We start from the raw sequence: 24,317 nt of genomic DNA, 5'->3' as shown, positions 1-24,317 counted from the left end.
TCACAGTCAGAACCTCTCCGGGAAGACAAGGGCGAGGACGAGATAGCCCAGCAGGGCGACGGCCACGACCAGGCCGACGATGTTCTCGGCGGTCACAGCTTCGTCACCCCCTTGGCGACGAGGGCCACCAGCGCGAACACCGCGATCGTGGTGACGACGAAGGCCACGTCGGCCATCGGAGCTCCTAGAAGAGGTTCGGATTTGAACTGACTGTTAGAGCAAAACGCCTCACCGGCCGGATCCGGCCACCGTTGACGCCTCCCATACGGGGCACAGCGCGCCTTTGACGCATCCCTTACGAGTCGGGGCAGCCGGAGCCGGAGGCGCGCGTCAGGTCAGCGGGTCGGGACAGCGCGTCAGGACAGCCGGAACCGCAGGCGGCAGATCACCGCGTCCGTGTCCCGGCGCACCGCGTGCGCGACCGGGCGGCACCGGGGGTTGCGGTCAGGACGGACATGGGGCGGGTGCTCCTCGACTCGGGGCGAAACACCTCACGGGGCCTTCGCCGAAGGAGCCGAACACGCGGGGAGGCGGTGTGCGGCTGCGCCCAGGTTGTTTCCCGCCCCGGCCCCGCTCGAGCACCCCTTGCGGGATCTTCGCGCCGATCTCTCCCTCCTTGACGCAACGTTGACGCCACGGCTCATCAAAGACCCGTCAAGGCAGACCGCTTCCGGCCCTGCGGTTCACTACCGTCGGACATATGGAACGCCGCAACGACCCGTGCGCAGCGGCCGAGGTACCCCCACCGGCCGAGGAGGTCGCGCACGACCTTCTCTGGGCCCGGGACCTGGTCAGCTCGCTGCGCTGCGCGGGCGCGCTCCTCGCCCTCCTCGTACTGATCGACGGGGCGGCCGGCACCCTCACCGACCTGCGCGCCCTGCTGTGGTTCACGCTCGCGGCGCTGCTCTTCCTGGTCCTGTGCCCCACCCGGATCGCCGCGGGCGAGGGCTGGCTGACCGCGCGCGGGCCGCTCGGCACCCGGCGGGTACGGACCGACCGTCTGGTGTCCGTGCGCTGCCTGGACGGCGTCGGACAGCGGCTCGTGCTGCGCGACACCCTCGGCGCACGGCTGGAGATCGACCCGCGCGTCCTGGTCGCCAGCCCGGCGCTGTGGCACCGCCTGGACGAGGACGCCCGGGTCTCCGCGCTGCGCGGCTCCCTCGTCTGCGGGGAGACGGCGCTGCGCCGCGTCTCGGAGCGGATCGACCGTGAGACGGCGCTGACGGTGTTCAAGGTGTCGGGGCTGGACTGAGTGTCGGAGCCGCCCGCCCCTCCTCCTCGGGCTTAGCCTCCGCCCGTGCTCAAGGTGACGGAGATCCTCAAACGCCTGGTGATCGGCCGGGCGATGCGCAGCGAGGAACTGACCGAGACGCTGCTGCCCAAACGGCTGGCCCTGCCGATCTTCGCCTCCGACCCGCTGTCGTCCGTGGCGTACGCGACGCAGGAGATCCTGCTCGTCCTCACCCTCGGCGGACTGGCGTATCTGCACTTCACGCCGTGGATCGCGGGCGCGGTGGTGGCACTGATGGCCATCGTGGTGCTGTCGTACCGGCAGGTGGTGCACGCCTATCCGAGCGGCGGCGGCTCCTTCGAGGTGGCGTCGACGAACCTGGGCCCCTCGACCGGTCTCGTCGTCGCCGCCTCGCTCCTGGTCGACTACGTCATGACGGTCGCCGTCTCGGTCGCCTCCGGCGTCGACAACATCATCTCGGCGATCCCCGGACTCGCCCACGAACGCGTCCCGATGGCGCTCGTCTTCGTGGCCCTCCTCGCGGCCGTCAACCTGCGCGGGGTGCGCGAGTCGGGACGGGCCTTCGCCGCGCCGACGTACCTGTTCATCGGCGGTGTGCTGGTCATGGTGGTCACCGGCATGATCCGGTACGCCCTCGGGGACGCACCGGTCGCCGAGAGCGCCGCCTACGGCGTCACGCCGGACCCCGCCGACGCGCACCTGACGGGCCTGGCCCTGGTGATGCTGGTGCTGCGCGCGTTCTCCTCCGGCTGTACGGCGCTGACCGGCGTTGAGGCGATCTCCAACGGCGTACCGGCGTTCCGCAAGCCCAAGTCTCGCAACGCGGCCACCACGCTGGCGGCGATGGGCAGTCTCGCGATCGTCATGTTCGTCGGCGTCACCACGCTGGCGCTGGTCTCGAAAGTGCACATCACCGACGACGCGTGCCGGCTCACCGGGCTGAGCGGCGACTGCGCCTCCTACACACAGCGCACGGTCATCGCACAGGTCGCGGCGGCCGTGTTCGGCGGGGAGCACAGCTTCGGCTTCTACTTCATCCAGGCGGCGACGGCTCTCGTCCTGGTCCTGGCCGCGAACACGGCCTTCAACGGCTTCCCCTCACTGTCCTCGATCCTCGCCCAACACCGCTATCTGCCACGCCAGTTGCACAACCGGGGCGACCGACTGGCCTTCTCCAACGGCATCCTGGCCCTCGCGATCGTCGCGGGCCTGCTGCTGTGGGGCTACAAGGCCAACGTCACCAGCCTCATCCACCTCTACATCCTCGGCGTGTTCACCGCTTTCACGCTCTCCCAGCTCGGCATGGTGCGGCACTGGAACCGTGCACTGCGCGGCGAACCCGACGTGACCGTGCGCCGGCGTCACCAGACAGCGCGCACGATCAACGCGGTGGGCGCGGTCGTCACCGGACTCGTCCTCCTCATCGTCCTGACCACCAAGTTCACCCAGGGCGCGTGGCTGGCCGTCCTCGCGGCGGCCGTGCTGTGGGTGACGATGCGCGCGATCAGGCGCCATTACGACACGACGGCGGCGGAGCTGGCGGTGACCGACCCCCGCGATGAACTCGTACCGCCCAGCCGGGTGTTCGCGATCGTGCTCGTGTCCACGCTGCACAAGCCGACGCTGCGGGCCCTCGCCTACGCGCACGCCACCCGCCCCGACCGGTTGGAGGCACTGACGGTCTCCGTCGACCCGGACGAGACGACCGATCTGCGCAGGCGCTGGGAGGAGTACGGCATCGACGTACCGCTGAAGATCGTCGACTCCCCCTACCGCGAGATCACGAAGCCGGTCGTCGGCTACGTCCGCGCGGTGCGCCGCGACAGCCCGCGCGACATCGTCGCCGTCTTCGTCCCCGAGTACGTCGTCGGCCACTGGTGGGAGAACCTCCTCCACAACCAGTCCGCCCTGTGGCTCAAGAGCCGGCTGCTCTTCACCCCGGGCGTGATGGTGACGAGCGTGCCCTGGCAGCTCTCCTCCTCGGCCCACGCCGACCGGCCGGCGGCCCGGGCGGCGGGGTCCGTCCGCCGGGGAGAGCCACCGCCGGTGCCTCCGCGGCCGCGGAGCCGGTAGCCGCGGGCCCGGTCGAAGGCATAGGCGTCCATCACCCCGGCCGGGACCCACGACAGCGCCCGGACACCGCCGGGACATTGACACTGCCTTGACGGGCCCTGGCCCGATAGGGTGAAAGAGGTGTGCCGGGAAGTCTGGTCGGCGGGGAGTCACACGGACTCCTCGGGGAACCCCGAGGGTTTCCCCGAATGACCAGGGGGACGGCATGCGCAGTGTGGGAACAGTCTTGGCTCTGGTCGTACTCGCCACCCTGGTGGCGACGTTCGCCCGCCGGTGGCGCATCCCCGCTCCCTCCCTGCTCGTCGTCGCGGGCCTCGCCGTCGCCCTGCTGCCCGGCACCCCGCAGATCGAGATCAATCCCGGGATCATCGGGCTCGTCGTCCTGCCGCCGCTGCTGTACGCGAGCGCCGAGGAACTCTCCTGGCGGGAACTGCGCGCGGTATGGAAGCCGGTCGGAGTCCTGTCCACGGGGCTGGTGCTGGCCTCGGCGGCGGCGGTGGCCTGGGTGGCCTCCCTCGTCACACCGCTGTCGTGGCCGACGGCCTTCGTGCTGGGCGCGGTCCTCGCCAGCACCGACCCGGTGGCGGTCACCGCCCTCGGCAGACGGCTCGCGCTGCCGCCCAAGGTGCAGGTCCTCGTCCAGGCGGAGAGCCTCTTCAACGACGCCACGTCGCTGGTGCTCTTCCGGGTGGCGGTGAGCATCGCGGTGGCGGCCGCCGCCACGGGCCCGGGCGCCGCGGGCGGGGAGTTCCTGCTGCTCGCGGGCGGTGGCACGGTCATCGGCGCGGCCGTCGCCGCCGTCGTCGCGCTGATCCGGCGGCGTACCGAGGACCCCGTCCTGGAGACCGTGATCGCCCTGGTCACCCCGTACGCGGCGTACGTCCTGGCCGAGGGCGCGCACACCTCGGGCGTCACCTCGGTCGTGGTCGCCGGAGTCGTCCTCGGCGGCCGCGGCGACCGCCTCACCAACGCGCGCATCCGCCTCCAGCTGCACGCCGTCTACGGCACGGTGGTCTTCCTCCTGGAGAGCGTCGTCTTCAGCCTCATCGGACTCGCCCTGCCGGCCCAGGTGCGGGCGCTGTCCGACACCGACCGGGCCTGGCCGCTGTACGCGCTCGCGGTGGCGGGCACCCTCGTCGCCGTACGGCTGCTGTGGCTGGTGCCGCTGTCGGCGGTGGTGCAGCGCGAGGGCGGCACCGGCCGCATGAACTGGCGGGTCCCGCTGGTGCTCACCTGGGCGGGCACCCGGGGTGTGGTCCCGCTGGCGGCGGCCCTGTCGGTACCTGAGTCGCTCGCCGGACGTCCGCTGATCCTGGTGCTGACCACCTCTGTCGTGGTCGTCACGCTCGTCGTCCAGGGCTTCAGCCTCGCCTCCGTCGTCCGGCGTTCGGGCATCGCCCTGGAACCCGCGCACACGGAACGCGAGGAAGCCTCGGCGCGCTGCCGGCTGGCCAACGCCGGACTGGGCCGGCTGGACGAACTGTCGGAACTGGAGGCCGTTCCCGACGTCGTCCTCGACCGGCTGCGCCGGGGCCTGACGGCCCGTCTCGACGACGCCCGCGACCGCCTCGCCGAACCCGACGACGGCAACGGCGCCACCACCGGCACCGAGTCCGCCGACGTCGTCTACCGGCAGTTGCGCCGCGACCTGATCGCCGTCGAGGGCGCCGAACTCCAGACCCTGTACGACGAACACCGCATCAGCGACACCACCCGCAGGCGGTTGCGGCGGTCCCTGGACCTGGAGGAGGCCAGGCTGACCGACGCCTGAACCGGAGCCCACGACTCCGCCTCTTGGCGCTCCCGTGATGCGCGACCAGCCGGTCTTAACGCAAGCTTGACGCCTGGGGCCCCTGGACGCGTGGGCCCGGGGATCACTCTCTGCATACGCTGATGGGCGCCGTCTCCTCGATGGCCGGAACCGTTCGAAGAGCCGTACGTCAGGAGAGTCACCGATGGCCAGCACCGAGCCCGCCCCGCCGAGCCGATTGCGGGCGTGGATGCTGGAAGGCCTGTCCGACATGGGCAAGACCAAGGGCCGCCGGCTGCCCGGCCCGGCGGCGCCCGCGCCCGTGCACAAGGGGCAGCGCTGGTGGCGCGTCATGTGCCTGACCGGTGTCGACTACTTCTCCACCCTCGGCTACCAGCCGGGCATCGCCGCCCTCGCGGCCGGACTGCTGTCCCCCGTGGCGACCGTCGTGCTCGTCATCGTCACCCTCGCGGGCGCACTGCCCGTCTACCGCCGCGTCGCCGAGGAGAGCCCGCACGGCGAGGGCTCCATCGCGATGCTGGAACGCCTGCTCTCCTTCTGGAAGGGCAAGCTGTTCGTCCTCACCCTGCTGGGCTTCGCCGCCACCGACTTCCTGATCACCATCACCCTCTCGGCGGCCGACGCCTCCACCCACCTGGTGGAGAACCCCCATCTGAACGACGCGCTGCACGACAAGCAGATGGTGATCACCCTGTTCCTGGTGGCCCTGCTGGGCGCGGTCTTCCTCAAGGGCTTCCTGGAGGCGATCGGCGTCGCGGTGGTGCTGGTGGGCATCTACCTCGCCCTCAACGTCGTGGTCGCCGTCTCGGGACTCTGGGAGGTGATCACCCACGAGCACCTCGTCACGGACTGGACCACCGCGCTGACCGCCGAACACGGGAACGTCCTGGCCATGATCGGGGTGTCCCTGCTGGTCTTCCCGAAACTCGCGCTCGGCCTGTCCGGCTTCGAGACCGGAGTCGCGGTCATGCCGCACGTCGAGGGCGAGGCCAGCGACACCGAGGAGAAGCCGACCGGGCGGATCCGCGGCGCGAAGAAGCTGCTGACCACCGCCGCCGTGATCATGAGCGTCTTCCTGATCGTCACCAGCTTCATCACCACCGTGCTGATCCCGCCGAAGGAGTTCCAGCCGGGCGGCCAGGCCAACGGCCGCGCCCTCGCCTATCTGGCCCACGAGTACCTCGGCAACGCCTTCGGCACGGTCTACGACGTCTCCACGATCGCCATCCTGTGGTTCGCCGGCGCCTCCGCCATGGCCGGGCTCCTCAACCTCATGCCGCGCTATCTCCCGCGCTACGGCATGGCCCCGCACTGGGCCCGCGCCGTCCGCCCCATGGTGATCGTCTTCACCCTGATCGCGTTCCTGGTCACCTGGATCTTCGACGCCGACGTCGACGCGCAGGGCGGCGCGTACGCGACCGGTGTCCTCGTCCTGATCAGCTCCGCCGCCATCGCCGTCACCATCGCCGCCCACAAGGCCGGCCAGAAACACTGGACCATCGGCTTCGCCGTCATCTCGGCCGTCTTCCTCTACACGACCGTCGTCAACGTCATCGAACGCCCCGACGGTGTGAAGATCGGCGCCTGCTTCATCGCCGGCATCATCCTCGTCTCCCTGCTCTCCCGGCTCGCCCGCGCCTTCGAGCTACGGGTGACCAGCATGACCATGGACGACATGGCCGAGCGGTTCGTACGGGACATCGCGAGCCGACGGATCCGGTTCATCGCCAACGAGCCCGACAAGCGCGACGTCGCCGAGTACCGCGAGAAGATCGAGCAGATCCGCGCCGACCACGACCTCCCGGCCCAGGAGGACTTCGTCTTCTTGGAGGTCACCGTGGGCGACCCCTCGGAGTTCGAGTCGGTGATGACCGTACGCGGCGAAGTGCTGCACGGCCGCTACCGCGTCCTCACCCTGGAGTCCGCCTCCATCCCCAACGCCCTCGCCGCCCTGCTGCTGTACGTCCGCGACACCACGGACCGCATCCCTCACATCTACTTCGAGTGGACCGAGGGCAACCCCTTCACCAACTTCCTGCGCTTCTTCCTCTTCGGTCAGGGCGAGGTCGCCCCGGTCACCCGGGAAGTCCTGCGCGAGGCCGAACCCGACCGCGCACGACGGCCGCGGGTGCACGTCGGCTGACCGATCCTCGACCACCCTGGCCCGACCCCGGCCCGACCCCTGCCCGACCCCGGCTCGACCCCGGCTCGACCCCGGCGGCCGGAGACCCGGGACCTTTCCGGGCACGTCCGACACACCGGAAAGGGGTGAGAGGCCGGTAAGAAGGCCGGTCACGGACCCGCTCACCAGGTCGCATGCCGCCAACGGCTTGGCAGACTGGTCGGGTGCCCCAGAATGTACTGCTCGCCGAGGACGACCGCGCCATCCGCCATGCCCTGGAAAGGGCACTGACACTGGAGGGCTACCAGGTGACGGCCGTGGCCGACGGGGTGGAAGCGCTGGCCCAGGCCCACCGCACCCCACCGGACGTCCTCGTCCTCGACGTCATGATGCCCGGCATCGACGGCCTCCAGGTGTGCCGCGTCCTGCGCGCCGAGGGCGACCGCACCCCGATCCTGATGCTCACCGCGCTCGTCGAGACCGCCGACCGTATCGCCGGCCTCGACGCGGGCGCCGACGACTACGTGGTCAAGCCGTTCGACGTCGAGGAGGTCTTCGCCCGGCTCCGCGCCCTGCTGCGCCGCACCGGGAACGGCGCCTTCGACGACGTACCGACGACCGCGCCCCGGGAACCCCAGACGTCCAGCGCGCAGATCTCCGCGGCCGGGCTGCGCATGGACATCCAGGCGCGCCGGGCCTGGCGCGGACAGCGCGAGCTGGAGCTGACCCGGACCGAGTTCGAGCTCCTCGAACTGCTCGTCCGCAACGCGGGCATCGTCCTCGACCACTCCACCATCTACGACCGGATCTGGGGCTACGACTTCGGCCCCGGCTCCAAGAACCTCGCCGTGTACGTGGGCTATCTGCGGCGCAAGCTCGACGAGCCCGGCGGACCGGCGCTGATCCACACCGTGCGGGGCGTGGGGTACGTCCTGAGGGAGGACTGAGTGCAACGACGGCTGCGGCAGGTGTCGTCCCTGCGGACCACCTTCACCGTCTCCTTCGCGGCCGTCGCCGCCGCCGTCACGGTCCTGGTCGGGTTCCTGAGCTACGACGCCGCCGCCCGGCTGGTACGGGTCGACCAGCAGACGGTCTTCGCCGAAGTGGTGCAGGACCTGCGCGACCAGGTGCGTGAGCACGCGCTGCACACGAACGACTTCGCGTCCTCCGACCCCGACCACGACGGCCCCCTCGACGACATCATCCGGCCGAGCCGCACCGACGTTCAGGTGCTCGGGCCCAAGGGCGCGATCGTCGACCCGGGCGTTCCGCCCCTGCCCGTGGACAGCCACGACCGGGCAATCGCCGACGACGGCACGGCGGGCAGGCTGGAGCAGCACAAGGACGTCAACGTGGCCGGCGACCGCTACCGGCTGGCGACCGTCGCGCTCGGCAGCGGACGGGGCGCGGTGCAGGTCGCCCAGCAGTTCAGCGACACGGAGGATCTGCTCCGGGAGCTCCAGCAGCGGACCGTGCTGCTCGTCGGGGCCGTCGTGATCGCCGCCGGGCTCTTCGGCTGGTGGCTGGCCCGGCGCATCACCCGACGCCTGGTGCGGCTCGCCGGGGCCGCCGAGGACGTGGCGCGCACGGGTCGTCTCGGCATCCAGGTGCCGGTCACCGGGTACGACGAAGTGGCCCGGCTCGGCCGGTCCTTCGACCGGATGCTCGGCCGCCTCGCCCAGTCCGAGGAGGACCAGCGCCGCCTGGTCCAGGACGCCGGACACGAACTCCGTACGCCGCTGACCTCCCTGCGTACGAACATCTCCATGCTCCGCCGGATCGACGAACTGCCGCCCGACGCCCGTGAGGAGATCGTCGCCGACCTGGCCCTGGAGTCCCGGGAACTGACCGACCTGGTCAACGAACTGGTCGCCCTCGCGGCCGGCCAGTCGGACACCGAGCCCGTGCGGCCACTCGACCTCGCCGACCTCGCCGAGGACGTCGCGATCGTCGCGCGCCGCCGAACCGGCCGGGACGTCACCGTCCGGGCCACCGGCGACACCGAGGTCGACGGCCGCCCGAGCGCCCTCCAGCGCGCGGTCTCCAACCTCGTGGAGAACGCCACCAAGTTCGACCGCGGCGGAACGGCTCCGATCGAGGTCGTGGTGACGGGCCCCGCCCCGCAGTCCGGCGGCGGGCACTCCGCTGACTCCGGCGTCGCCGCGAGCTCGGGCGGCCATCGCGGGCCGGTCCGCGTCGAGGTGCTCGACCGAGGCCCCGGCATCGGCGACGACGACCTCGTGCGCGTCTTCGACCGCTTCTACCGCGCCGCCGACGCCCGCAGCCTCCCCGGTTCGGGCCTCGGCCTCTCGATCGTCCGCGAGGTCTCCACAGCCCACGGAGGCACCCCGTTCGCCTACCCGAGGAAGGGCGGCGGCACGGTGATCGGCTTCACGGTGGAGAGCTAGACCGGGCAGAACATCCAGCCCCTCGGCCCACCCTTCGACCGCGGGGCCAATATTCAGCCCCTCCGGCGTTTGAGGAGCGGGTCCGGGGCGGAGCCCCAGGTACGGGCAGGGCAGGGGCGGAGGGGCGAAAACCGCTTCACCCTCCACCCCCCACCCCCTGCACCCACTACACCCGCAGCGCCGCGAGCCGCTCCTCGAACGGGACCACGTTGAAACCGTCCCCCCGCCCGGACACGCCCTGGGCAGGGACAGCCGCCTCCGGCTCCTCCTGGGCCGAAGTCGAGGCCACAGCCGGGACCGCAGCCGAAGTCGAGGCCGATGCGCTGGACGACGAGGGGCCGGTCAGGGCGGTCATCAGGGCCGCGAGTTCGCCCGCCGCCCGCTCGATCCGCTCGGCGAGCCCCTCCGCCCCCCAGTCCTCCGACGCCGCGTACACCCCGGTCGGCACGATCACCGCCCGCAGATACGCGAACAGCGGCCGCAGCGCGTGTTCGAGGACGAGCGAGTGCCGCCCGGTCCCCCCGGTCGCCGCGATCAGCACCGGCTTGCCCGCCAGCGCGTCCTTGTCGAGCACGTCGAAGAAGGACTTGAACAGGCCGCTGTAGGACGCGGAGAACACCGGCGTCACGACGATCAGCCCGTCCGCGGAGGTCACGTCGTCGATCGCGGCGGACAGCGCCCGCCCGGGGAAGCCGTTGGTGAAGTTGTGGGCGATCTCGACGGCGAGGTCGCGCAGTTCGACGACCCGCAGGTCCACCGCGCCGGGCGCCCGGCCGGCGGTCGCGGCCGCCAGCCGGTCGGCCAGCAGCCGCGTGGACGACGGAACGCTCAGCCCCGCCGAGACGACGACGAGCTTCATACGGCGGTCACCTCCTCCTTGGCGGCGGCCACCCGGGCCGCATGGGTCGGCGCGTCCGGCACCTCGGCCGGCCGCCCCTTGGCGAACTCCTCGCGCAGCACCGGCACGACCTGCTCGCCGAGGAGGTCGAGCTGCTCCAGGACGGTCTTGAGCGGCAGCCCGGCGTGGTCCATCAGGAACAGCTGGCGCTGGTAGTCACCGGCGTACTCGCGGAACGCCAGCGTCTTCTCGATGACCTGCTGCGGCGAGCCGACGGTCAGCGGGGTCTGCTCGGTGAAGTCCTCCAGCGACGGCCCGTGCCCGTAGACCGGCGCGTTGTCGAAGTACGGCCGGAACTCCCGCACTGCGTCCTGCGAGTTGGGCCGCATGAAGACCTGGCCGCCGAGGCCGACGATCGCCTGCTCGGCCGTGCCGTGCCCGTAGTGCGCGTACCGCTCGCGGTAGAGCTCGACCATCTTCTTGGTGTGGTCGGCGGGCCAGAAGATGTTGTTGTGGAAGAAGCCGTCGCCGTAGTACGCGGCTTGCTCGGCGATCTCCGGCGAGCGGATGGAGCCATGCCAGACGAACGGCGCGACACCGTCCAGCGGGCGGGGCGTCGCCGTGAACGACTGCAGCGGCGTACGGAACTTGCCCTCCCACGTCACCACGTCCTCGCGCCAAAGCCGGTGCAGCAGCGCGTAGTTCTCGACGGCGAGGTTGACGCCCTGCCGGATGTCCTGCCCGAACCACGGGTAGACGGGCCCGGTGTTGCCGCGGCCCATCATCAGGTCGACCCGGCCGTCCGCGAGATGCTGGAGCATCGCGAAGTCCTCGGCGATCTTCACCGGGTCGTTGGTGGTGATCAGGGTCGTGGACGTGGACAGCACGAGCTTCTCGGTGCGCGCCGCGATGTAGCCGAGCATGGTGGTCGGGGACGACGGCACGAACGGCGGGTTGTGGTGCTCGCCGGTCGCGAAGACGTCGAGGCCGACCTCCTCGGCCTTCAGCGCGATGGCGACCATGGCCTTGATGCGCTCGTGCTCGCTCGGCTCCCGGCCCGTGGTCGGGTCCGGAGTCACATCGCCGACGCTGAAGATCCCGAACTGCATGGTCGCTCACCCTCCAAGTTGTTGCTTGTTCAACTACACCCTCGAACCACCATCCCGCCCCAGGTATTCCGCTACCCCTTGACCGCACCCCACTCCATGCCCGACATTTGTCTGCGTGACACAGACACTGCACGACACACAGGAAGCATCGCACCCTCCCGCCCGCACCCGCTGGGCGATCCTCGGCGTCGTCCTGGCCGCCGACGTCCTTGACCTCCTCGACGGCACCATCACGAACATCGCCGCCCCGACCATCAGCCACGACCTCGGCGGCGGCACCGCCCTCATCCAGTGGCTCGGCGCGTCCTACGCCCTCGCGCTCGGCGTCCTGCTCGTCCTCGGCGGACGGCTCGGCGACAAGTACGGCCGCCGCCGGCTCTTCCTGACCGGCCTCGCCGGCTTCACCGCCGCCTCCGTCGCCTGCGGCCTCGCCCCGACACCGGGAACCCTCGTCGCCGCCCGCCTCGCCCAGGGCGCCTCCGGCGCGCTCGTCATCCCGCAGGGCTTCGGCATCCTCGGCGCGACCTGGCCCCGGGACCAGATCGGCAAGGCGTACAGCCTGTTCGGACCGGTGATGGGCCTGTCCGCCGTCGGCGGCCCGATCCTCGCCGGACTCCTCATCGACGCCGACATCGCCGGCCTCGGCTGGCGCCCGATGTTCCTCATCAACATCGCCCTCGGCGGCGCCGCGCTCCTCGCCGCCGCCCGCCTGCTCCCCCGCGACACCGGCGACCGTACGACCACCGTCGACATCCCCGGTTCCGCCCTCCTCGGCGCCACCATGCTCGCCCTGCTCACCGGCCTCATCGAGGGCTCGGCCCACGGCTGGAGCGTGCTCCCCGTCCTCCTCCTGCTCGCCGGCGTCGCCCTCTTCGCGGCGTTCTGCCACCGCCAGCGCACCGCGCCCAACCCCCTGATCCGGCCCTCCCTCCTGCACAACCGCGGCTTCACCTCGGGACTGGTCATCGGCGTCGTCTTCTTCGCCGCGGTCGCCGGCCTCCTCTACGTCGTCTCCCTCTTCCTCCAGCAGGGCCTCGGCCGCTCCCCCGCGGCTGCCGCGCTCGCCCTGATGCCCCTGTCCGCGGGCATCGTCATCGCCTCGATCGCCTGCTACCGCCTGATCGCCCGCCTGGGCCGCCGCCTCGTCCTCATCGGCTTCCTCGTCACGCTCGCCGGAACGGCCCACCTCCTGACCCTGGTCGCCGTCTCCGGCACGGACACCGGAAGCTGGGCCCTGGTCCCCCCGCTGCTCGTCATCGGCCTCGGCATGGGCGCCTGCTTCGGCTCGCTCTACGACGTCACCATCGGCGACATCGCACCCGAGGAGGCCGGCAGCGCGGGCGGCTCACTGGGCGCGGTCCAGCAGCTCGCCAACGCGATCGGAGCAGCCGCCGTCACCACCGTCTACTTCCGCACCGACGGCGGCGAGACCCACGCCACCACCGTGAGCCTCGCCGTCGTGGCCGCCATCACCCTCCTGTGCTGCCCCCTCGTACGCCTGCTGCCACTCAAGGCACCGGAGCAGCACCACTAGGGCCGTTGGGACCGCGGGGACTCTGGGGACTGCTGGGGTCACTGGGACTGCTGTGGCTGCTGGGACCGCTGAAGCGGCTGAAGCCGCGGGGACCACCAAGGCATCCGGGGCCGCTGGGGCCACCGGGCCTGCCAGAGCCGCCCGGGCCGCCAGAGCCACCTTGTCCTTGCACCACCTGGGCCAGCCGGGCCACCCGGGCCACCCCGACCCCGTCTTTCGACCCTCGCCGCCTGCACGACCGCCCTCGCCACCGCCCTGCCGGGCCGCTAGAGCCGCGGGGACCACCAATGCATCCGGGACGCTGGAGCCACCGGGCCTGCCAGAGAGCCGCGCGGGCCGCCAGAGCCACCTTGTGCCCTTGCACCACCTGGGCCACCCGGGCCACCCGGCCCAGCCAGGCCACCCAGGCCGCTGAAGCCGCTGGGACCACCAAAGCATCCGGGGCCGCTGGGGCCGCCAGGCCTGCCAGAGCCGCCAAAGCCACCCGAGCCACGCGGACCGCAAGAGCCACCTTGTCCCCTTGCACCACCTGCACCACCTGCACCACCTGGGCCAGCCGGGCCAGCCCCGGCCACTAGGGAACGAGGACCAGCCGGCCCCGCAGTCCGCCCTGCGCAAGCCGCGCGTGCGCCTTGACGGCCTCGTCGAGCGCGTACGTCTCGGCGACCCGGGTCGTCAGCGCCCCCGCGTCGACGAGCGCCACCAGCTCCGCGAGCCGCGCCCCGTCGGCGGCGACCTCAACCGCGCCGGTCCGCACCCCGCGCACGGACGCCGGATGGGCTCCCGGAATGACCCCCATGAAGGCGCCCCCGTCCCGCACCCACTCCAGCGCGTCCGCGCCCAGGATCGCCGCGTCCAGCACCGCGTCCACGCTCCCCGGAGCCACCCCGTCCGACACGAACCGGTCCGCCCCCAGGGACCGTACGAGCTCCTCGTCGCCCTCCCTGGCCAGCGCGGTCACGTGCACGCCGAGCCGGGCGGCGAGCTGCACGGCGTACCCGCCGACCGCCCCCGCGGCCCCGGTGACCAGCAGACTCCGCCCCGGCTCCAGGGCCAGCCCGTCCAGGGCCTGGGCGGCTGCCAGGGCGTTCAGCGGCAGGCTCGCCGCATGCACCGCGTCGAGCGAGCGGGGCGCCCCGGCCACCGCCTCGGCGTCGACCACCACGTGATCGGCGTGTGTACCGAGAGGCTTGACCGGCCCGTACGCCAGCGCCACCACCTCGTCGCCCACGTTCCACCCCGAGGTTGCCCCGGCCGCGTCCACGACCCCGGCCACGTCCCAGCCGAGCCCCAGCCGCTGACCCGCGCCCCCGAAGACGCCCGCCCGCACTCCGGCGTCCACGGGATTGACCCCCGCGGCCGCCACCTTGATCCGCACCTGCCGGGCCCCCGGCTCCGGCACGGCGACCTCGACGATCTCGACAACTTCCGGGCCGCCGAACTCCGTCACCACCGCAGCACGCATAGCAGCTCACCCCATCAGTAGGTCGTTCACGGGTCTCTTTTCCGCTGCAACAACCCTAGGAAGAGTTACTATCCATTGGTAAGTAGGCACCTGAAGGTGCGTACGTCACCCGGAGGTGCGTCATGGCGACCACGACGGCGGCCGAGCGGCGCCAGCAGGCCCGCGTCGAGTACGACGCGTTCCTCAAGAACTGCCCCACCAACCAGCTCCTGGACCGCATCAGCGACAAGTGGGTCAGCCTGATCGTGAGCGCGCTCGCCGGCGCGGGCGGCCCGATGCGGTACAGCGGCCTCGGCCGCAAGATCGCCGGTGTCAGCCCCAAAATGCTGACGCAGACCCTGCGTTCACTGGAGCGCGACGGCATCGTCTCCCGCACGGTCACCCCGTCCGTGCCGGTCCGCGTCGACTACGAACTCACGCCGCTGGGAACGAACTTGAGCTGCCTGCTCACCGCCGTCAAGGACTGGGCCGAGTACCACATCGAGGAGGTCGCCGAAGCCCGCGAGCGTTACGACGCCTCGTCCGAGCCCTCCTGAACGTCCCCGGACCGCAGGCGCGCGATCTGCTCGGCGCTGAAGTCGACCGTGCGCCGCATGTGCCCGATGATCAGGGCGACCTCGGCGTCGTCGAGCCCGTCGAACAGGCCGTACCAACCGCCGCCCAGCCGCTCCCACATCCGCCCGAACTCGGCGATCTTCTCGGGCACGGTCGCCACCAGGACGCGCCGCCGGTCGACCACATCGCGCTCCCGCACGACATAGCCGGCCTTCTCCAGCCGATCCACCAGCCGCGTGGCCGACCCGGTCGTCAGCCCCGTCATCTCGGCGATCCGCCCGGTGGTCACCGGCCCCGCCTCCAGGCTGAGCAGGTTCACACACTGCACATCCGTCGGATGCAGCCCGACGTGGTCGGCGAGGGCCTGGTTGAACAGCGCGTACGAGGCCATGTACCGCCGCGACACGACCGCCAGCTCCCCGAGCAGCCGCTCCCGCGCTTCCCCAGCCGTGGCCATACGGCCCCCTTCCACCAGCCCAGCCAAATCGTACGCCGCACGCCCCGAACCCCTCGACCGGCGCCGCGCCCCACCAGCGTTCTTGCGCCCCTCCGCCCCTCCCCTTCCCACCCCTGGGGCTCCGCCCCAGACCCCGCTCCTGAAACGCCGGAGGGGCTGGATCTCGCACCCGCAAGGGGTACGCACGGAAGGGGACGTGCCGGTACATCAAATGCCCGCAGGCCGGACGGATCAGCGCCCACGCGCACCTCGAAACGCTGCTGAGATCCGTTCGGATGCGGGCGGATGTACCGGCGCGGCCCCGACCCACCCACCGGCCGGACCGCGTCCTGACACAGTGACCGCATGTTGATCGCCCGCTCCGCTCTCCTGTTCGTCCTGGCCGCACTCCTGGAGATCGGCGGCGCCTGGCTCGTCTGGCAAGGCGTGCGCGAGCACCGAGGTGCCCTCTGGATCGGAGCAGGCGTGATGGCCCTCGGCGTGTACGGCTTCGTGGCCACCCTCCAGCCGGACGCCGCGTTCGGCCGCGTCCTCGCCGCGTACGGCGGAGTCTTCGTGGCCGGCTCCCTCGCCTGGGGCGTCGTCGCGGACGGCTACCGCCCCGACCGCTGGGACATCACCGGCGCCCTGATCTGCCTGGCCGGAGCGGCCGTGATCATGTACGCCCCCCGAGGCGGCAGCTGACCCACCACCGGCGACGCACCGCCGACCACACCACCGCCCGGACACCCCCACCCTCGCCCCCGGCCGAAGGCCATCCACCGCCCGGACACCGCCGTCCCCCGCCGACCTGTCCCGCCTATCCTTGCCGGAGACATCGCAGCCACCGCCGCCACACCGCCAAGGAGCAGCCGTATGACCCCCGCCGCCGCGTCCCGTATCGCCGTCATCACCGGTGCAAGCAGCGGAATCGGCGCCGCGACGGCCCGCCAGCTCGCCGCCGAGGGCTACCGCGTCGTCCTCACCGCCCGCCGCAAGGACCGCATCGAGGCACTGGCGGAGGAGATCACCGCGGCGGGCGGCCAGGCGACCGCGTACGCCCTGGACGTCACGGACCGCACGGCGGTCGACGAGTTCGCGACGGCGTTCAAGACGATCGGCGTGCTGGTCAACAACGCCGGCGGCGCGCTCGGCGCCGACCCCATCGCGACGGGCGACCCGGCCCAGTGGCGCCAGATGTACGAGACGAACGTCATCGGCACCCTGAACGTCACCCAGGCCCTCCTCCCAGCGCTGACGGCCAGCGGCGACGGCACGGTCGTCGTGCTCACCTCCACGGCGGGCCACAGCACGTACGAGGGCGGCGGTGGCTACGTCGCCGCCAAGTACGCCGAGCACGTCCTCGCGGAGACGCTGCGACTGGAGATCGTCGGAACGCCCGTACGGGTCATCGAGGTCGCCCCCGGCATGGTCAAGACCGACGAGTTCGCCCTGACCCGCTTCGGCGGCGACGCCGAGAAGGCCGCCAAGGTCTACGCGGGCGTCGCCCAGCCCCTCAGCGCCGACGACGTCGCCGACACCATCACGTGGGCCGTCACCCGACCCAGCCACGTGAACATCGACCTCCTCGTCGTCCGCCCCCGCGCCCAGGCGTCCAACACGAAGATCCACCGGGAGCTGTGATGCCCGACCCGGCGTCACCTCCGGAGCAGCCGACTCCCCCGGACGGCGAACAGGCCCGCCTGGCCCTGGAGAAGAAGCGCGAACGCTACGTCTGGTACTACCTCGCGTACTTCCTCTTCGGCATCCACATCGTGGCCTTCGTCATGATCTACGCGGTCCTGCACGCGAAGTGAGCGCCCGGAGCCGCGGGCGGTCCCAGGCGCCGCTCGTCAGCACCCACGCGTAAGGGTCCGAGCCGTCAACGGCTCGGACCCTTCGGGCAGTTCAGTCCGTGCGCGCTTCAGCCCTTCACGCAGACGACCTGCTTCAGCTTCGCCACGACCTCCACGAGGTCGCGCTGCTGCTCGATGACCTGCTCGATCGGCTTGTAGGCGCCCGGGATCTCGTCCACGACGCCGGAGTCCTTGCGGCACTCCACGCCCTGCGTCTGGTCCTCCAGGTCCTTCGTCGAGAAGCGCCGCTTCGCCGCGTTGCGGCTCATGCGCCGACCCGCGCCGTGCGAGGCCGAGTTGAAGGACATCTCGTTGCCGAGGCCCTTCACGATGTACGACCCGGTCCCCATCGAGCCCGGAATGATGCCGAACTCTCCGGCCCGCGCGCTGATGGCTCCCTTGCGCGTGACGAGCAGGTCCATGCCGTCGTAGCGCTCGATGTTGACGTAGTTGTGATGGCAGCTGACCTCCGGCTCGAAGGTCGGCTTCGCCTTCTTGAACTCCTTGCGGACCACGTCCTTCAGGAGCGCCATCATGAGCGTGCGGTTGTGCTTCGCGTACTCCTGGGCCCAGAACAGGTCATTGCGGTACGCCGCCATCTGGGGTGTGTCCGCGACGAAGACGGCGAGGTCACGGTCGACCAGACCCTGGTTGTGCGGGAGCTTTTGGGCGACACCGATGTGGTGCTCGGCCAGCTCCTTGCCGATGTTCCGCGACCCGGAGTGCAGCATCAGCCAGATGGAACCGGTCGAATCCGTGCAAACCTCGACAAAATGATTCCCCCCACCGAGCGTCCCCATCTGCTTGACTGCCCGATCCTGACGGAACTTGACCGCCTCGGCCACCCCGTCGAACCGCCCCCAGAAGTCGTTCCACCCGGCCGTGGCCAGTCCGTGGAAGCCGTCCGGGGTGACCGGGGAGTCGTGCATCCCGCGGCCCACCGGGATCGCCTCCTCGATCTTCGAGCGGAGGCGCGAGAGGTCGCCCGGCAGGTCGTTGGCGGTGAGGGAGGTCTTGACCGCGGACATTCCGCAACCGATGTCGACGCCGACCGCCGCCGGGCACACCGCGTCCTGCATCGCGATGACGGAGCCGACCGTCGCGCCCTTGCCGTAGTGGACGTCCGGCATGACGGCGAGCCCCTTGATCCAGGGCAGGGTCGCCACGTTCTGGAGCTGGCGGAGTGCGACGTCCTCGACCGACGCCGGGTCGGCCCACATGCGGATGGGAACCTTCGCCCCCGGCACCTCTACGTACGACATATCGTCCTCGATCCCCAGAAAAACAACAGAAGTCTTAAATCGCAAAACCGGCGCCTAGGTCGACGTATGGGACAACGGACCGGCGTCCACGGCCGTGCGTGCGATACACATTGTCTCCAGGGGTCGCCCCCGTGCGGCAACCCAATAACCACAGGACACCCGGGCCGAAGCGCCGTCGGGACCGTCGAGAGGAGCCTGACCGTGCAGCGGAAGGCGTACGTATCTGGCGCCGCCGTGCTCCTCGCGGCATTGCTGGCGGGCTGCTCGGGCGGTTCGGGCGTGGGGAGTTCGGCCCCGGACTCCAAGGGCGGCGACACCGGCACCACGGCCCCGGCCGCCCAGCCGGGCAAGTACCGCACCCTCCCGGAGGCGTGCGGCGCGGCCGATCACGACACGCTCGACTCGCTGCTGCCCGGCATCCAGCAGATCACCGACGAGACGCAGCAGGAGAAGGAGTACGAGGGCGACGCCACGCTCACGTACGACACGGACCGGCGCGACGGCTGCAACTGGAAGGTGGAGTCCGCCTCAGGCACCGATCGCCTCTTCGTCGACTTCGAGCGCGTGGTCTCGTACGACAACGCGGTGAGCGACGACAGCAAGGCCGAGGAGCTCTACGGCGCCAAGCAGACGGCGGCCGACCTTCCGGAGCCGGCCACGTCCACGTCCGCCTCTGCTTCCGGCGACGCCAGTCCGAGTCCGAGCGGCAGCGCCACCGCCCCGGCCGACGGCAACACCGGTGCCGGCGGCGACAACGGCACCGCCTCCGGTGCCCCTTCCGCCCCCACCGCCTCCGCGTCCGCCTCGGAGACCCCGGCCGCTCTCCAGCCGCGCGTTCTCGACGACCTCGGCGACGAGGCGTTCATCGACGACAAGCTGAGCACCGGCTCGTCGACGGCCCAGCAGCGCACGGTGACTGTGGTGTTCCGCACGTCGAACGTGATCGTGACGATCGAATACGCCGAGCAGCCGACGGCTTCCGCGAACACCCCGAACAGCGAGGAAATGCAGGACAGGGCGCGGAAACTGGCCCGGAAGCTGGCCGACAAGCTCAACGGCTAGCGGCCTCAAGGCACCTGGGGCACCTGGGCGCAAACCCCCCGAACGGGAACCGCCCAGGCGCCCCACCGCGTACCGTGGCCCCTCGGACCCGACCGGTCGCACGCCCCATGTGCGGCCGTACCACGAGCGCCACGAGTGAAGGAACCATGCACCGACCAGTACAGCGAGTAGGCCGAGAACCGCGACTCACCCGCATCCTTGTCAGCGCAGCAGCCGTCCCGGTGATGCTCGTCGCCGCGGGCTGTTCCTCGGACTCCGGCTCCGGCGACGACGCGCAGAAGAGCGCGAGCGCGGCCCCGGGAGCGACGGTGCCGGCGAGTTCTTCGGCCCCCGCCGTCCAGCCCGCCGCGTACGCGACGCTCCCCAAGCCGTGCTCGGTGCTGCCGAAGAAGACACTGGACGAACTGGTCCCGAAGGGCTCCAAGGCGGGCAAGTCGGGCAAGTTGGACGAACCGGCACAGCGCGGCAACTGCAACTGGAGCAGCCTCGACAACAACGGGGTCAAGGGCTCTCAGTTCCGCTGGCTGAACGTGGCGCTGCTGCGTTTCGATTCGGACGCGCGCGGCACGGGCAACGAGCAGGCGCACGATTACTTCCAGAAGCAGGTCGCCGGCGCGCAGTCGGTGACGGGCGCGCTGGGCACCAAGGCGGAGCAGGTCGCCGGGACGGGCGACGAGGCGACGGCCGTGCGGTACGGCCTGAAGAAGAAGGAAGGCTCCTTCAAGCAGCAGACGATCGTGGCGCGCGTGGAGAACGTGGTCGTCACGGTCGACTACAACGGTGCCGGTCTCGCAGGTGAGAAGACCCCGGACGTGGCCGGCCTGCTGAAGGCCGCCGAGAAGGCCACGAAGCAGGCGGTGGCCGCGGTGGCCGCCGCGAACGGCGACGGCGGCGCGGCGAGCACGGCCTCGCCGGATCCGGCCTCCTCGTCGTCGAAGGCGCCGTCCGCCTCCAAGGCTCCGTCGGCCTCGCCGTCCAAGAGCGCCAGTAAGAGCACGTCCAAGACCGCCGCCAAGGCGGGCTCCGGGAGCGCCTCGCCGTCGCAGTCGGCGACAACGAAGAACTGACCCGGTTTCGACCGGGTCCGGGGCTCAAGTCACGGCTCCGGCAGGACAGTTGAGGGGGCCCGGTTCTCTCGGGGACCGGGCTCCACCCATACCGCGCATCCGTACGCCACACACATGTGCCACTCTGTTGCGCGCAACAACACGCAAGGGGAGGGGAGTACAGGTGGCCGCGCCCATACAGCTGACACGGATGCACAAAATTCTCATCGGCGTGGTCGTCGCCGGGGCGCTCGTCATCGCCGGAATCGGCTTCGCCGGCTCGTACGCGGCGGTCCGTGAGCTGGCGATCAAGAAGGGCTTCGGGAACTTCTCGTACGTGTTCCCGATCGGCATCGACGCCGGTATCTGCGTCCTGCTCGCTCTGGACCTGCTGCTGACCTGGATCCGCATCCCGTTCCCCCTGCTGCGCCAGACGGCGTGGGTGCTGACGGTGGCGACGATCGCGTTCAACGGCGCGGCGGCCTGGCCGGACCCGCTGGGTGTCGGCATGCACGCCGTCATCCCGGTCCTGTTCGTGGTCTCGGTCGAGGCGGCCCGGCACGCGACCGGCCGAATAGCGGACATCACCGCCGACAAGCACATGGAGGGCGTCCGCCTCACCCGCTGGCTGCTCTCCCCGGTCCCCACGTTCCTGCTGTGGCGCCGGATGAAGCTGTGGGAACTGCGCTCCTACGAGCAGGTCATCAAGCTGGAGCAGGAACGTCTCGTCTACCAGGCCCGCCTGAACTCCCGCTTCGGCCGCGCCTGGCGCCGCAAGGCCCCCGTGGAGTCCCTGATGCCGCTGCGCCTGGCGCGCTACGGCATCCCCCTGTCGGAGACGGCCCCGGCGGGTCTGGCGGCGGCTGGCATCGAGCCCGCGCTGCTGCCGCCGGCTCCGGCGCCCGCCCTGGCGCCGGCCGACGCGTCCACGAGCGGTCGCACCCCCGAGCCCGCGGCGGCTCGTCAGCTCCAGCCGGTCGAGCAGCGCCCCGCTCCCGAGGACAGCGAACGCCCCGAGTCGCCGGACTACGCCGAGCCGCAGAATCCGTGGCTCCAGGCGCGGGACCCCCAGTCCATCGAGTACCAGGGCGACTACGACCCGGAATCGGCGTACCGGGAGTGGTTCGCGGAGCAGCAGCAGGCCGAGCTGTTCCAGGAACAGCAACAGTTCCAGGAACAAAAGCAGTTCCAGTCGCAGCAGCAGTTCCGGTCCCAGCAGCAGTTCCAAGAAGAACAAAGGTTCGAGGAACAGCAGAGGTTCGAGGAGCAGCGGCGGTTCGCGCAGCAGTATGAGGCGCTGCCGACCCCCGCACCCGAGCCCGCCCCGGAGCCCTCTTCGGAGGACACCGGCACCTTCCCGATCCCGTCCGGCCCGGGACGTACCCGCGGGATGGGTTCGGGCGGCAGCGCGGAGCCGACCGAGGAGGACTACTACCTGGTCTTCAAGAAGTCGATAGACGGTAGCTACCCGACCGCTGGCCAGTTCAGGGGTGACGTGGAGGCGACGTACCGCCTCACGCTCCCGCAGCGCGAGGCCGACCGCATGGTCCACCGCTTCACCAATCGCCACACGGCGGAGCTCCAGGAGGACCACATCGCGTAGCGGGCACGTCGGCGCGCGAGCGTGCCGGTGTGGACGCCGTACGGAGTACGAGGAAGGGGCTCACGGTGATCACCGTGAGCCCCTTCCTCGTACCGCCGTGCGGTGCCTGGTCAGGCGCTGAGCAGCTTGCGCACCCGGTCCTGTCCGACGGCGAGCAGCAGCGTGGGCAGGCGCGGCCCGGTGTCGCGGCCGACGAGCAGGTGGTAGAGCCGGGCGAAGAAGGTGCGCTGGGCGACCTTGATCTCGGCGGGGAGTTCCTTGGCGGTGGCGTCGGCGGAGAAGCCCGCCTGGACCTTGGGAACGCCGTAGACGAGGTGGGTGAGGCCGTCCAGGGACCAGTTCCGCTCCAGTCCGTCGAGGAGCAGGCGCAGCGACTCGCGACCCTGATCGTCGAGGGACTTCAGGAGCTCGACGTCGGGCTCGTCGCGGACGACGGTGCGCTCCTCGGCGGGGACCTGGGTGTTGATCCAGGTCTCGGCCTTGTCGAGGCGGGGGCGGACCTCGTCGAGGGAGGTGAGCGGGTTCTCGGGGTCGAGCTCGCTCAGGATGCGCAGGGTCTGGTCCTCGGCGCCGGCGGTGATGTCGGCGACGGAGGCGAGGGTGCGGTACGCCATCGGGCGGGGGGTCCTGGGCAGGTCCCCGGCGGCGGTGCCGACGGCGCGGGTGTACGCGGCGGCGTCCGCGGCCAGCACGGAGCCGTCGGCGACCTTGCCGGCGAGCTTGTCCCACTCGTCGTAGAGCCGCTGGATCTCCTGGTCGAAGGCGATCTTGAAGGACTGGTTGGGGCGGCGGCGGGCGTACAGCCAGCGCAGCAGCTGCGGCTCCATGATCTGGAGCGCGTCGGCCGGGGTGGGGACCCCGCCCTTGCTGCTGGACATCTTGGCCATGCCGGAGATGCCGACGAAGGCGTACATCGGTCCGATGGGCTGCTTGCCGCCGAAGATCCCGACGATCTGGCCGCCGACCTGGAAGGAGGATCCCGGGGAGGAGTGGTCGACGCCGCTCGGCTCGAAGACGACGCCTTCGTAGGCCCAGCGCATGGGCCAGTCGACCTTCCAGACCAGCTTGCCGCGGTTGAACTCGCTGAGCAGGACGGTCTCGGTGAAGCCGCAGGCGGAGCAGGTGTACGACAGCTCGGTCGTCGTGTCGTCGTAGGCCGTGACGGTGGTGAGGTCCTTCTCGCACTGCCCGCAGTAGGGCTTGTACGGGTAGTACCCGGAGGTGGAGCTGCCGTCGTCCTCGGCGGCGGCGCCGGATCCCTCGGCGGCTTCGAGTTCGGCCTCGTCGACCGGCTTCTGGCCCTGCTGCTTCTTGGCGGGGGCCTTCTTGGTCCGGTACTGGTCGAGGATCGCGTCGATGTCGCCGCGGTGCTTCATCGCGAACAGGATCTGCTCGCGGTAGGTGCCCGCGGTGTACTGCTCGGTCTGGCTGATCCCGTCGTACTCGACGCCGAGCTCGTCCAGCGCCGCTGTCATGGCGGCCTTGAAGTGCTCGGCCCAGTTCGGGTACGCCGAACCGGCGGGGGCCGGGACGGAGGTCAGCGGCTTGCCGATGTGCTCGGCCCAGGACTCGTCGACGCCCGCGACGCCCGCCGGAACCTTGCGGTAGCGGTCGTAGTCGTCCCAGGAGATCAGGTGGCGCACGGTGTACCCGCGGCGGCGGATCTCGTCGGCGACGAGGTGCGGGGTCATGACCTCGCGGAGGTTGCCGAGGTGGATCGGGCCGGACGGGGAGAGGCCGGACGCGACGACGACCGGTGCGGTGGCGCCAGAGTCTTTCGCGCCCGGGGCCCGACGCTCCGACTCCTCGATGACCTCATCCGCGAAACGGGAGACCCAGTCGGTGGTCTCGGTGCTCTGAGCCACGATCGGCACGTCCTTCTTTCTCATACGCGAGTACGGCTGACGCGTCCATTCTCCCAGCTC

The 24,317-nt window shown here is 70.9% G+C and carries 21 protein-coding genes; 14 read left to right on the top strand and 7 right to left on the bottom strand.

Annotated features, from left to right (window positions below):
- Positions 1-6: 6 nt before the first annotated feature.
- Complete coding sequence (gene kdpF, locus ACFYR3_RS19585; RefSeq protein ID WP_033264828.1) at positions 7-96, bottom strand: K(+)-transporting ATPase subunit F; 90 nt, start codon at positions 94-96, stop codon at positions 7-9.
- A gap of 604 nt (positions 97-700) precedes the next feature.
- On the opposite strand from kdpF, the gene ACFYR3_RS19580 reads away from it, so the two are divergent.
- The 6 genes from ACFYR3_RS19580 to ACFYR3_RS19555 all read left to right on the top strand — a co-directional run bounded on the left by ACFYR3_RS19580 (position 701) and on the right by ACFYR3_RS19555 (position 9,626).
- A complete protein-coding gene (locus ACFYR3_RS19580) occupies positions 701-1,252 on the top strand; it encodes a hypothetical protein (protein WP_355840890.1) in 552 nt (183 codons plus the stop codon).
- 93 nt (positions 1,253-1,345) lie between these two features.
- On the top strand, positions 1,346-3,325 hold the full coding sequence (locus ACFYR3_RS19575) for an APC family permease (protein ID WP_355841000.1): 1,980 nt from the start codon (positions 1,346-1,348) through the stop codon (positions 3,323-3,325).
- Between the two features lie 205 nt (positions 3,326-3,530).
- Positions 3,531-5,096: a Na+/H+ antiporter gene (locus tag ACFYR3_RS19570; RefSeq protein WP_355840892.1), complete on the top strand. Its 1,566-nt coding sequence runs from the start codon at positions 3,531-3,533 to the stop codon at positions 5,094-5,096.
- 184 nt (positions 5,097-5,280) lie between these two features.
- The gene (locus ACFYR3_RS19565) at positions 5,281-7,239 is read left to right on the top strand and encodes an amino acid transporter (protein ID WP_355840894.1); all 1,959 of its coding nucleotides are present in this window, start codon (positions 5,281-5,283) and stop codon (positions 7,237-7,239) included.
- A 203-nt stretch (positions 7,240-7,442) separates the two neighbouring features.
- Positions 7,443-8,165 (top strand): response regulator transcription factor, encoded by a 723-nt coding sequence (locus ACFYR3_RS19560; protein ID WP_355840896.1) that lies wholly within the window; start codon positions 7,443-7,445, stop codon positions 8,163-8,165.
- On the top strand, positions 8,166-9,626 hold the full coding sequence (locus ACFYR3_RS19555) for an ATP-binding protein (RefSeq protein WP_389284021.1): 1,461 nt from the start codon (positions 8,166-8,168) through the stop codon (positions 9,624-9,626).
- A 166-nt stretch (positions 9,627-9,792) separates the two neighbouring features.
- Here ACFYR3_RS19555 and ACFYR3_RS19550 read toward each other — a convergent pair whose 3' ends face one another.
- Both ACFYR3_RS19550 and ACFYR3_RS19545 read right to left on the bottom strand, forming a co-directional pair.
- Positions 9,793-10,485, bottom strand: coding sequence for an FMN reductase (locus ACFYR3_RS19550; RefSeq protein ID WP_355840900.1), 693 nt, complete (start codon positions 10,483-10,485; stop codon positions 9,793-9,795).
- On the bottom strand, positions 10,482-11,573 hold the full coding sequence (locus tag ACFYR3_RS19545) for an LLM class flavin-dependent oxidoreductase (protein WP_355840902.1): 1,092 nt from the start codon (positions 11,571-11,573) through the stop codon (positions 10,482-10,484). The genes ACFYR3_RS19550 and ACFYR3_RS19545 overlap by 4 nt, the downstream gene beginning before the upstream one ends.
- Before the next feature lie 115 nt (positions 11,574-11,688).
- On the opposite strand from ACFYR3_RS19545, the gene ACFYR3_RS19540 reads away from it, so the two are divergent.
- Positions 11,689-13,107 carry an MFS transporter gene (locus ACFYR3_RS19540; protein WP_389284018.1) on the top strand — a complete coding sequence of 473 codons (1,419 nt, stop codon included), beginning with the start codon at positions 11,689-11,691 and terminating at the stop codon, positions 13,105-13,107.
- A 574-nt stretch (positions 13,108-13,681) separates the two neighbouring features.
- Here ACFYR3_RS19540 and ACFYR3_RS19535 read toward each other — a convergent pair.
- Positions 13,682-14,572: an NADP-dependent oxidoreductase gene (locus tag ACFYR3_RS19535; RefSeq protein ID WP_355840906.1), complete on the bottom strand. Its 891-nt coding sequence runs from the start codon at positions 14,570-14,572 to the stop codon at positions 13,682-13,684.
- Between the two features lie 122 nt (positions 14,573-14,694).
- Here ACFYR3_RS19535 and ACFYR3_RS19530 point away from each other — a divergent pair, with 122 nt between their 5' ends.
- The gene (locus ACFYR3_RS19530; RefSeq protein ID WP_355840908.1) at positions 14,695-15,108 is read left to right on the top strand and encodes a helix-turn-helix domain-containing protein; all 414 of its coding nucleotides are present in this window, start codon (positions 14,695-14,697) and stop codon (positions 15,106-15,108) included.
- Here ACFYR3_RS19530 and ACFYR3_RS19525 read toward each other — a convergent pair.
- The gene (locus ACFYR3_RS19525) at positions 15,081-15,584 is read right to left on the bottom strand and encodes a MarR family winged helix-turn-helix transcriptional regulator (protein WP_389284015.1); all 504 of its coding nucleotides are present in this window, start codon (positions 15,582-15,584) and stop codon (positions 15,081-15,083) included. The two genes, ACFYR3_RS19530 and ACFYR3_RS19525, sit on opposite strands and share 28 nt — an antisense overlap.
- A gap of 345 nt (positions 15,585-15,929) precedes the next feature.
- Between ACFYR3_RS19525 and ACFYR3_RS19520 the strand changes: the two genes are divergently transcribed.
- From ACFYR3_RS19520 to ACFYR3_RS19510, 3 genes are all read left to right on the top strand, one after another.
- The gene (locus tag ACFYR3_RS19520; RefSeq protein WP_389284013.1) at positions 15,930-16,268 is read left to right on the top strand and encodes a YnfA family protein; all 339 of its coding nucleotides are present in this window, start codon (positions 15,930-15,932) and stop codon (positions 16,266-16,268) included.
- Between the two features lie 171 nt (positions 16,269-16,439).
- Entirely contained in the window at positions 16,440-17,207 is a 768-nt protein-coding gene (locus ACFYR3_RS19515; RefSeq protein WP_355840914.1) for an SDR family NAD(P)-dependent oxidoreductase, read from the top strand.
- Positions 17,207-17,380, top strand: a complete 174-nt coding sequence (locus ACFYR3_RS19510) for a hypothetical protein (RefSeq protein WP_355840916.1) — start codon at positions 17,207-17,209, stop codon at positions 17,378-17,380. Before ACFYR3_RS19515 ends, ACFYR3_RS19510 begins: the two co-directional genes overlap by 1 nt.
- Before the next feature lie 107 nt (positions 17,381-17,487).
- Here ACFYR3_RS19510 and ACFYR3_RS19505 read toward each other — a convergent pair whose 3' ends face one another.
- The gene (locus ACFYR3_RS19505; protein WP_355840918.1) at positions 17,488-18,681 is read right to left on the bottom strand and encodes an RtcB family protein; all 1,194 of its coding nucleotides are present in this window, start codon (positions 18,679-18,681) and stop codon (positions 17,488-17,490) included.
- Between the two features lie 201 nt (positions 18,682-18,882).
- On the opposite strand from ACFYR3_RS19505, the gene ACFYR3_RS19500 reads away from it, so the two are divergent.
- The 3 genes from ACFYR3_RS19500 to ACFYR3_RS19490 all read left to right on the top strand — a co-directional run bounded on the left by ACFYR3_RS19500 (position 18,883) and on the right by ACFYR3_RS19490 (position 22,392).
- A complete protein-coding gene (locus tag ACFYR3_RS19500; protein ID WP_389284010.1) occupies positions 18,883-19,743 on the top strand; it encodes a DUF3558 domain-containing protein in 861 nt (286 codons plus the stop codon).
- A 146-nt stretch (positions 19,744-19,889) separates the two neighbouring features.
- Positions 19,890-20,810: a DUF3558 family protein gene (locus tag ACFYR3_RS19495; protein WP_355840922.1), complete on the top strand. Its 921-nt coding sequence runs from the start codon at positions 19,890-19,892 to the stop codon at positions 20,808-20,810.
- 190 nt (positions 20,811-21,000) lie between these two features.
- Positions 21,001-22,392: a DUF2637 domain-containing protein gene (locus ACFYR3_RS19490; protein ID WP_389284008.1), complete on the top strand. Its 1,392-nt coding sequence runs from the start codon at positions 21,001-21,003 to the stop codon at positions 22,390-22,392.
- A 110-nt stretch (positions 22,393-22,502) separates the two neighbouring features.
- Here the strand turns inward: ACFYR3_RS19490 and lysS are convergent, their stop codons facing one another.
- Positions 22,503-24,266 carry a lysine--tRNA ligase gene (gene lysS, locus ACFYR3_RS19485; protein WP_355840926.1) on the bottom strand — a complete coding sequence of 588 codons (1,764 nt, stop codon included), beginning with the start codon at positions 24,264-24,266 and terminating at the stop codon, positions 22,503-22,505.
- Between the last annotated feature and the right edge of the window lie 51 nt (positions 24,267-24,317).

This window comes from Streptomyces sp. NPDC005784 (assembly GCF_042871525.1).
Classification (GTDB): Bacteria; Actinomycetota; Actinomycetes; order Streptomycetales; family Streptomycetaceae; genus Streptomyces.
This window is presented reverse-complemented; position numbering and strand designations above follow the sequence as displayed.

What these genes read in the sequence shown, in the direction of transcription:
- ACFYR3_RS19580 (WP_355840890.1), top strand. Translation starts at nt 701, where the DNA reads ATGGAACGCCGCAACGACCCGTGCGCAGCGGCCGAGGTACCCCCACCG.
- ACFYR3_RS19575 (WP_355841000.1), top strand. Translation starts at nt 1,346, where the DNA reads ATGCGCAGCGAGGAACTGACCGAGACGCTGCTGCCCAAACGGCTGGCC.
- ACFYR3_RS19570 (WP_355840892.1), top strand. Translation starts at nt 3,531, where the DNA reads ATGCGCAGTGTGGGAACAGTCTTGGCTCTGGTCGTACTCGCCACCCTG.
- ACFYR3_RS19565 (WP_355840894.1), top strand. Translation starts at nt 5,281, where the DNA reads ATGGCCAGCACCGAGCCCGCCCCGCCGAGCCGATTGCGGGCGTGGATG.
- ACFYR3_RS19550 (WP_355840900.1), bottom strand. Translation starts at nt 10,485, where the DNA reads ATGAAGCTCGTCGTCGTCTCGGCGGGGCTGAGCGTTCCGTCGTCCACG.
- ACFYR3_RS19545 (WP_355840902.1), bottom strand. Translation starts at nt 11,573, where the DNA reads ATGCAGTTCGGGATCTTCAGCGTCGGCGATGTGACTCCGGACCCGACC.
- ACFYR3_RS19535 (WP_355840906.1), bottom strand. Translation starts at nt 14,572, where the DNA reads ATGCGTGCTGCGGTGGTGACGGAGTTCGGCGGCCCGGAAGTTGTCGAG.
- ACFYR3_RS19530 (WP_355840908.1), top strand. Translation starts at nt 14,695, where the DNA reads ATGGCGACCACGACGGCGGCCGAGCGGCGCCAGCAGGCCCGCGTCGAG.
- ACFYR3_RS19525 (WP_389284015.1), bottom strand. Translation starts at nt 15,584, where the DNA reads ATGGCCACGGCTGGGGAAGCGCGGGAGCGGCTGCTCGGGGAGCTGGCG.
- ACFYR3_RS19520 (WP_389284013.1), top strand. Translation starts at nt 15,930, where the DNA reads ATGTTGATCGCCCGCTCCGCTCTCCTGTTCGTCCTGGCCGCACTCCTG.
- ACFYR3_RS19515 (WP_355840914.1), top strand. Translation starts at nt 16,440, where the DNA reads ATGACCCCCGCCGCCGCGTCCCGTATCGCCGTCATCACCGGTGCAAGC.
- ACFYR3_RS19510 (WP_355840916.1), top strand. Translation starts at nt 17,207, where the DNA reads ATGCCCGACCCGGCGTCACCTCCGGAGCAGCCGACTCCCCCGGACGGC.
- ACFYR3_RS19505 (WP_355840918.1), bottom strand. Translation starts at nt 18,681, where the DNA reads ATGTCGTACGTAGAGGTGCCGGGGGCGAAGGTTCCCATCCGCATGTGG.
- ACFYR3_RS19495 (WP_355840922.1), top strand. Translation starts at nt 19,890, where the DNA reads ATGCACCGACCAGTACAGCGAGTAGGCCGAGAACCGCGACTCACCCGC.
- ACFYR3_RS19490 (WP_389284008.1), top strand. Translation starts at nt 21,001, where the DNA reads ATGCACAAAATTCTCATCGGCGTGGTCGTCGCCGGGGCGCTCGTCATC.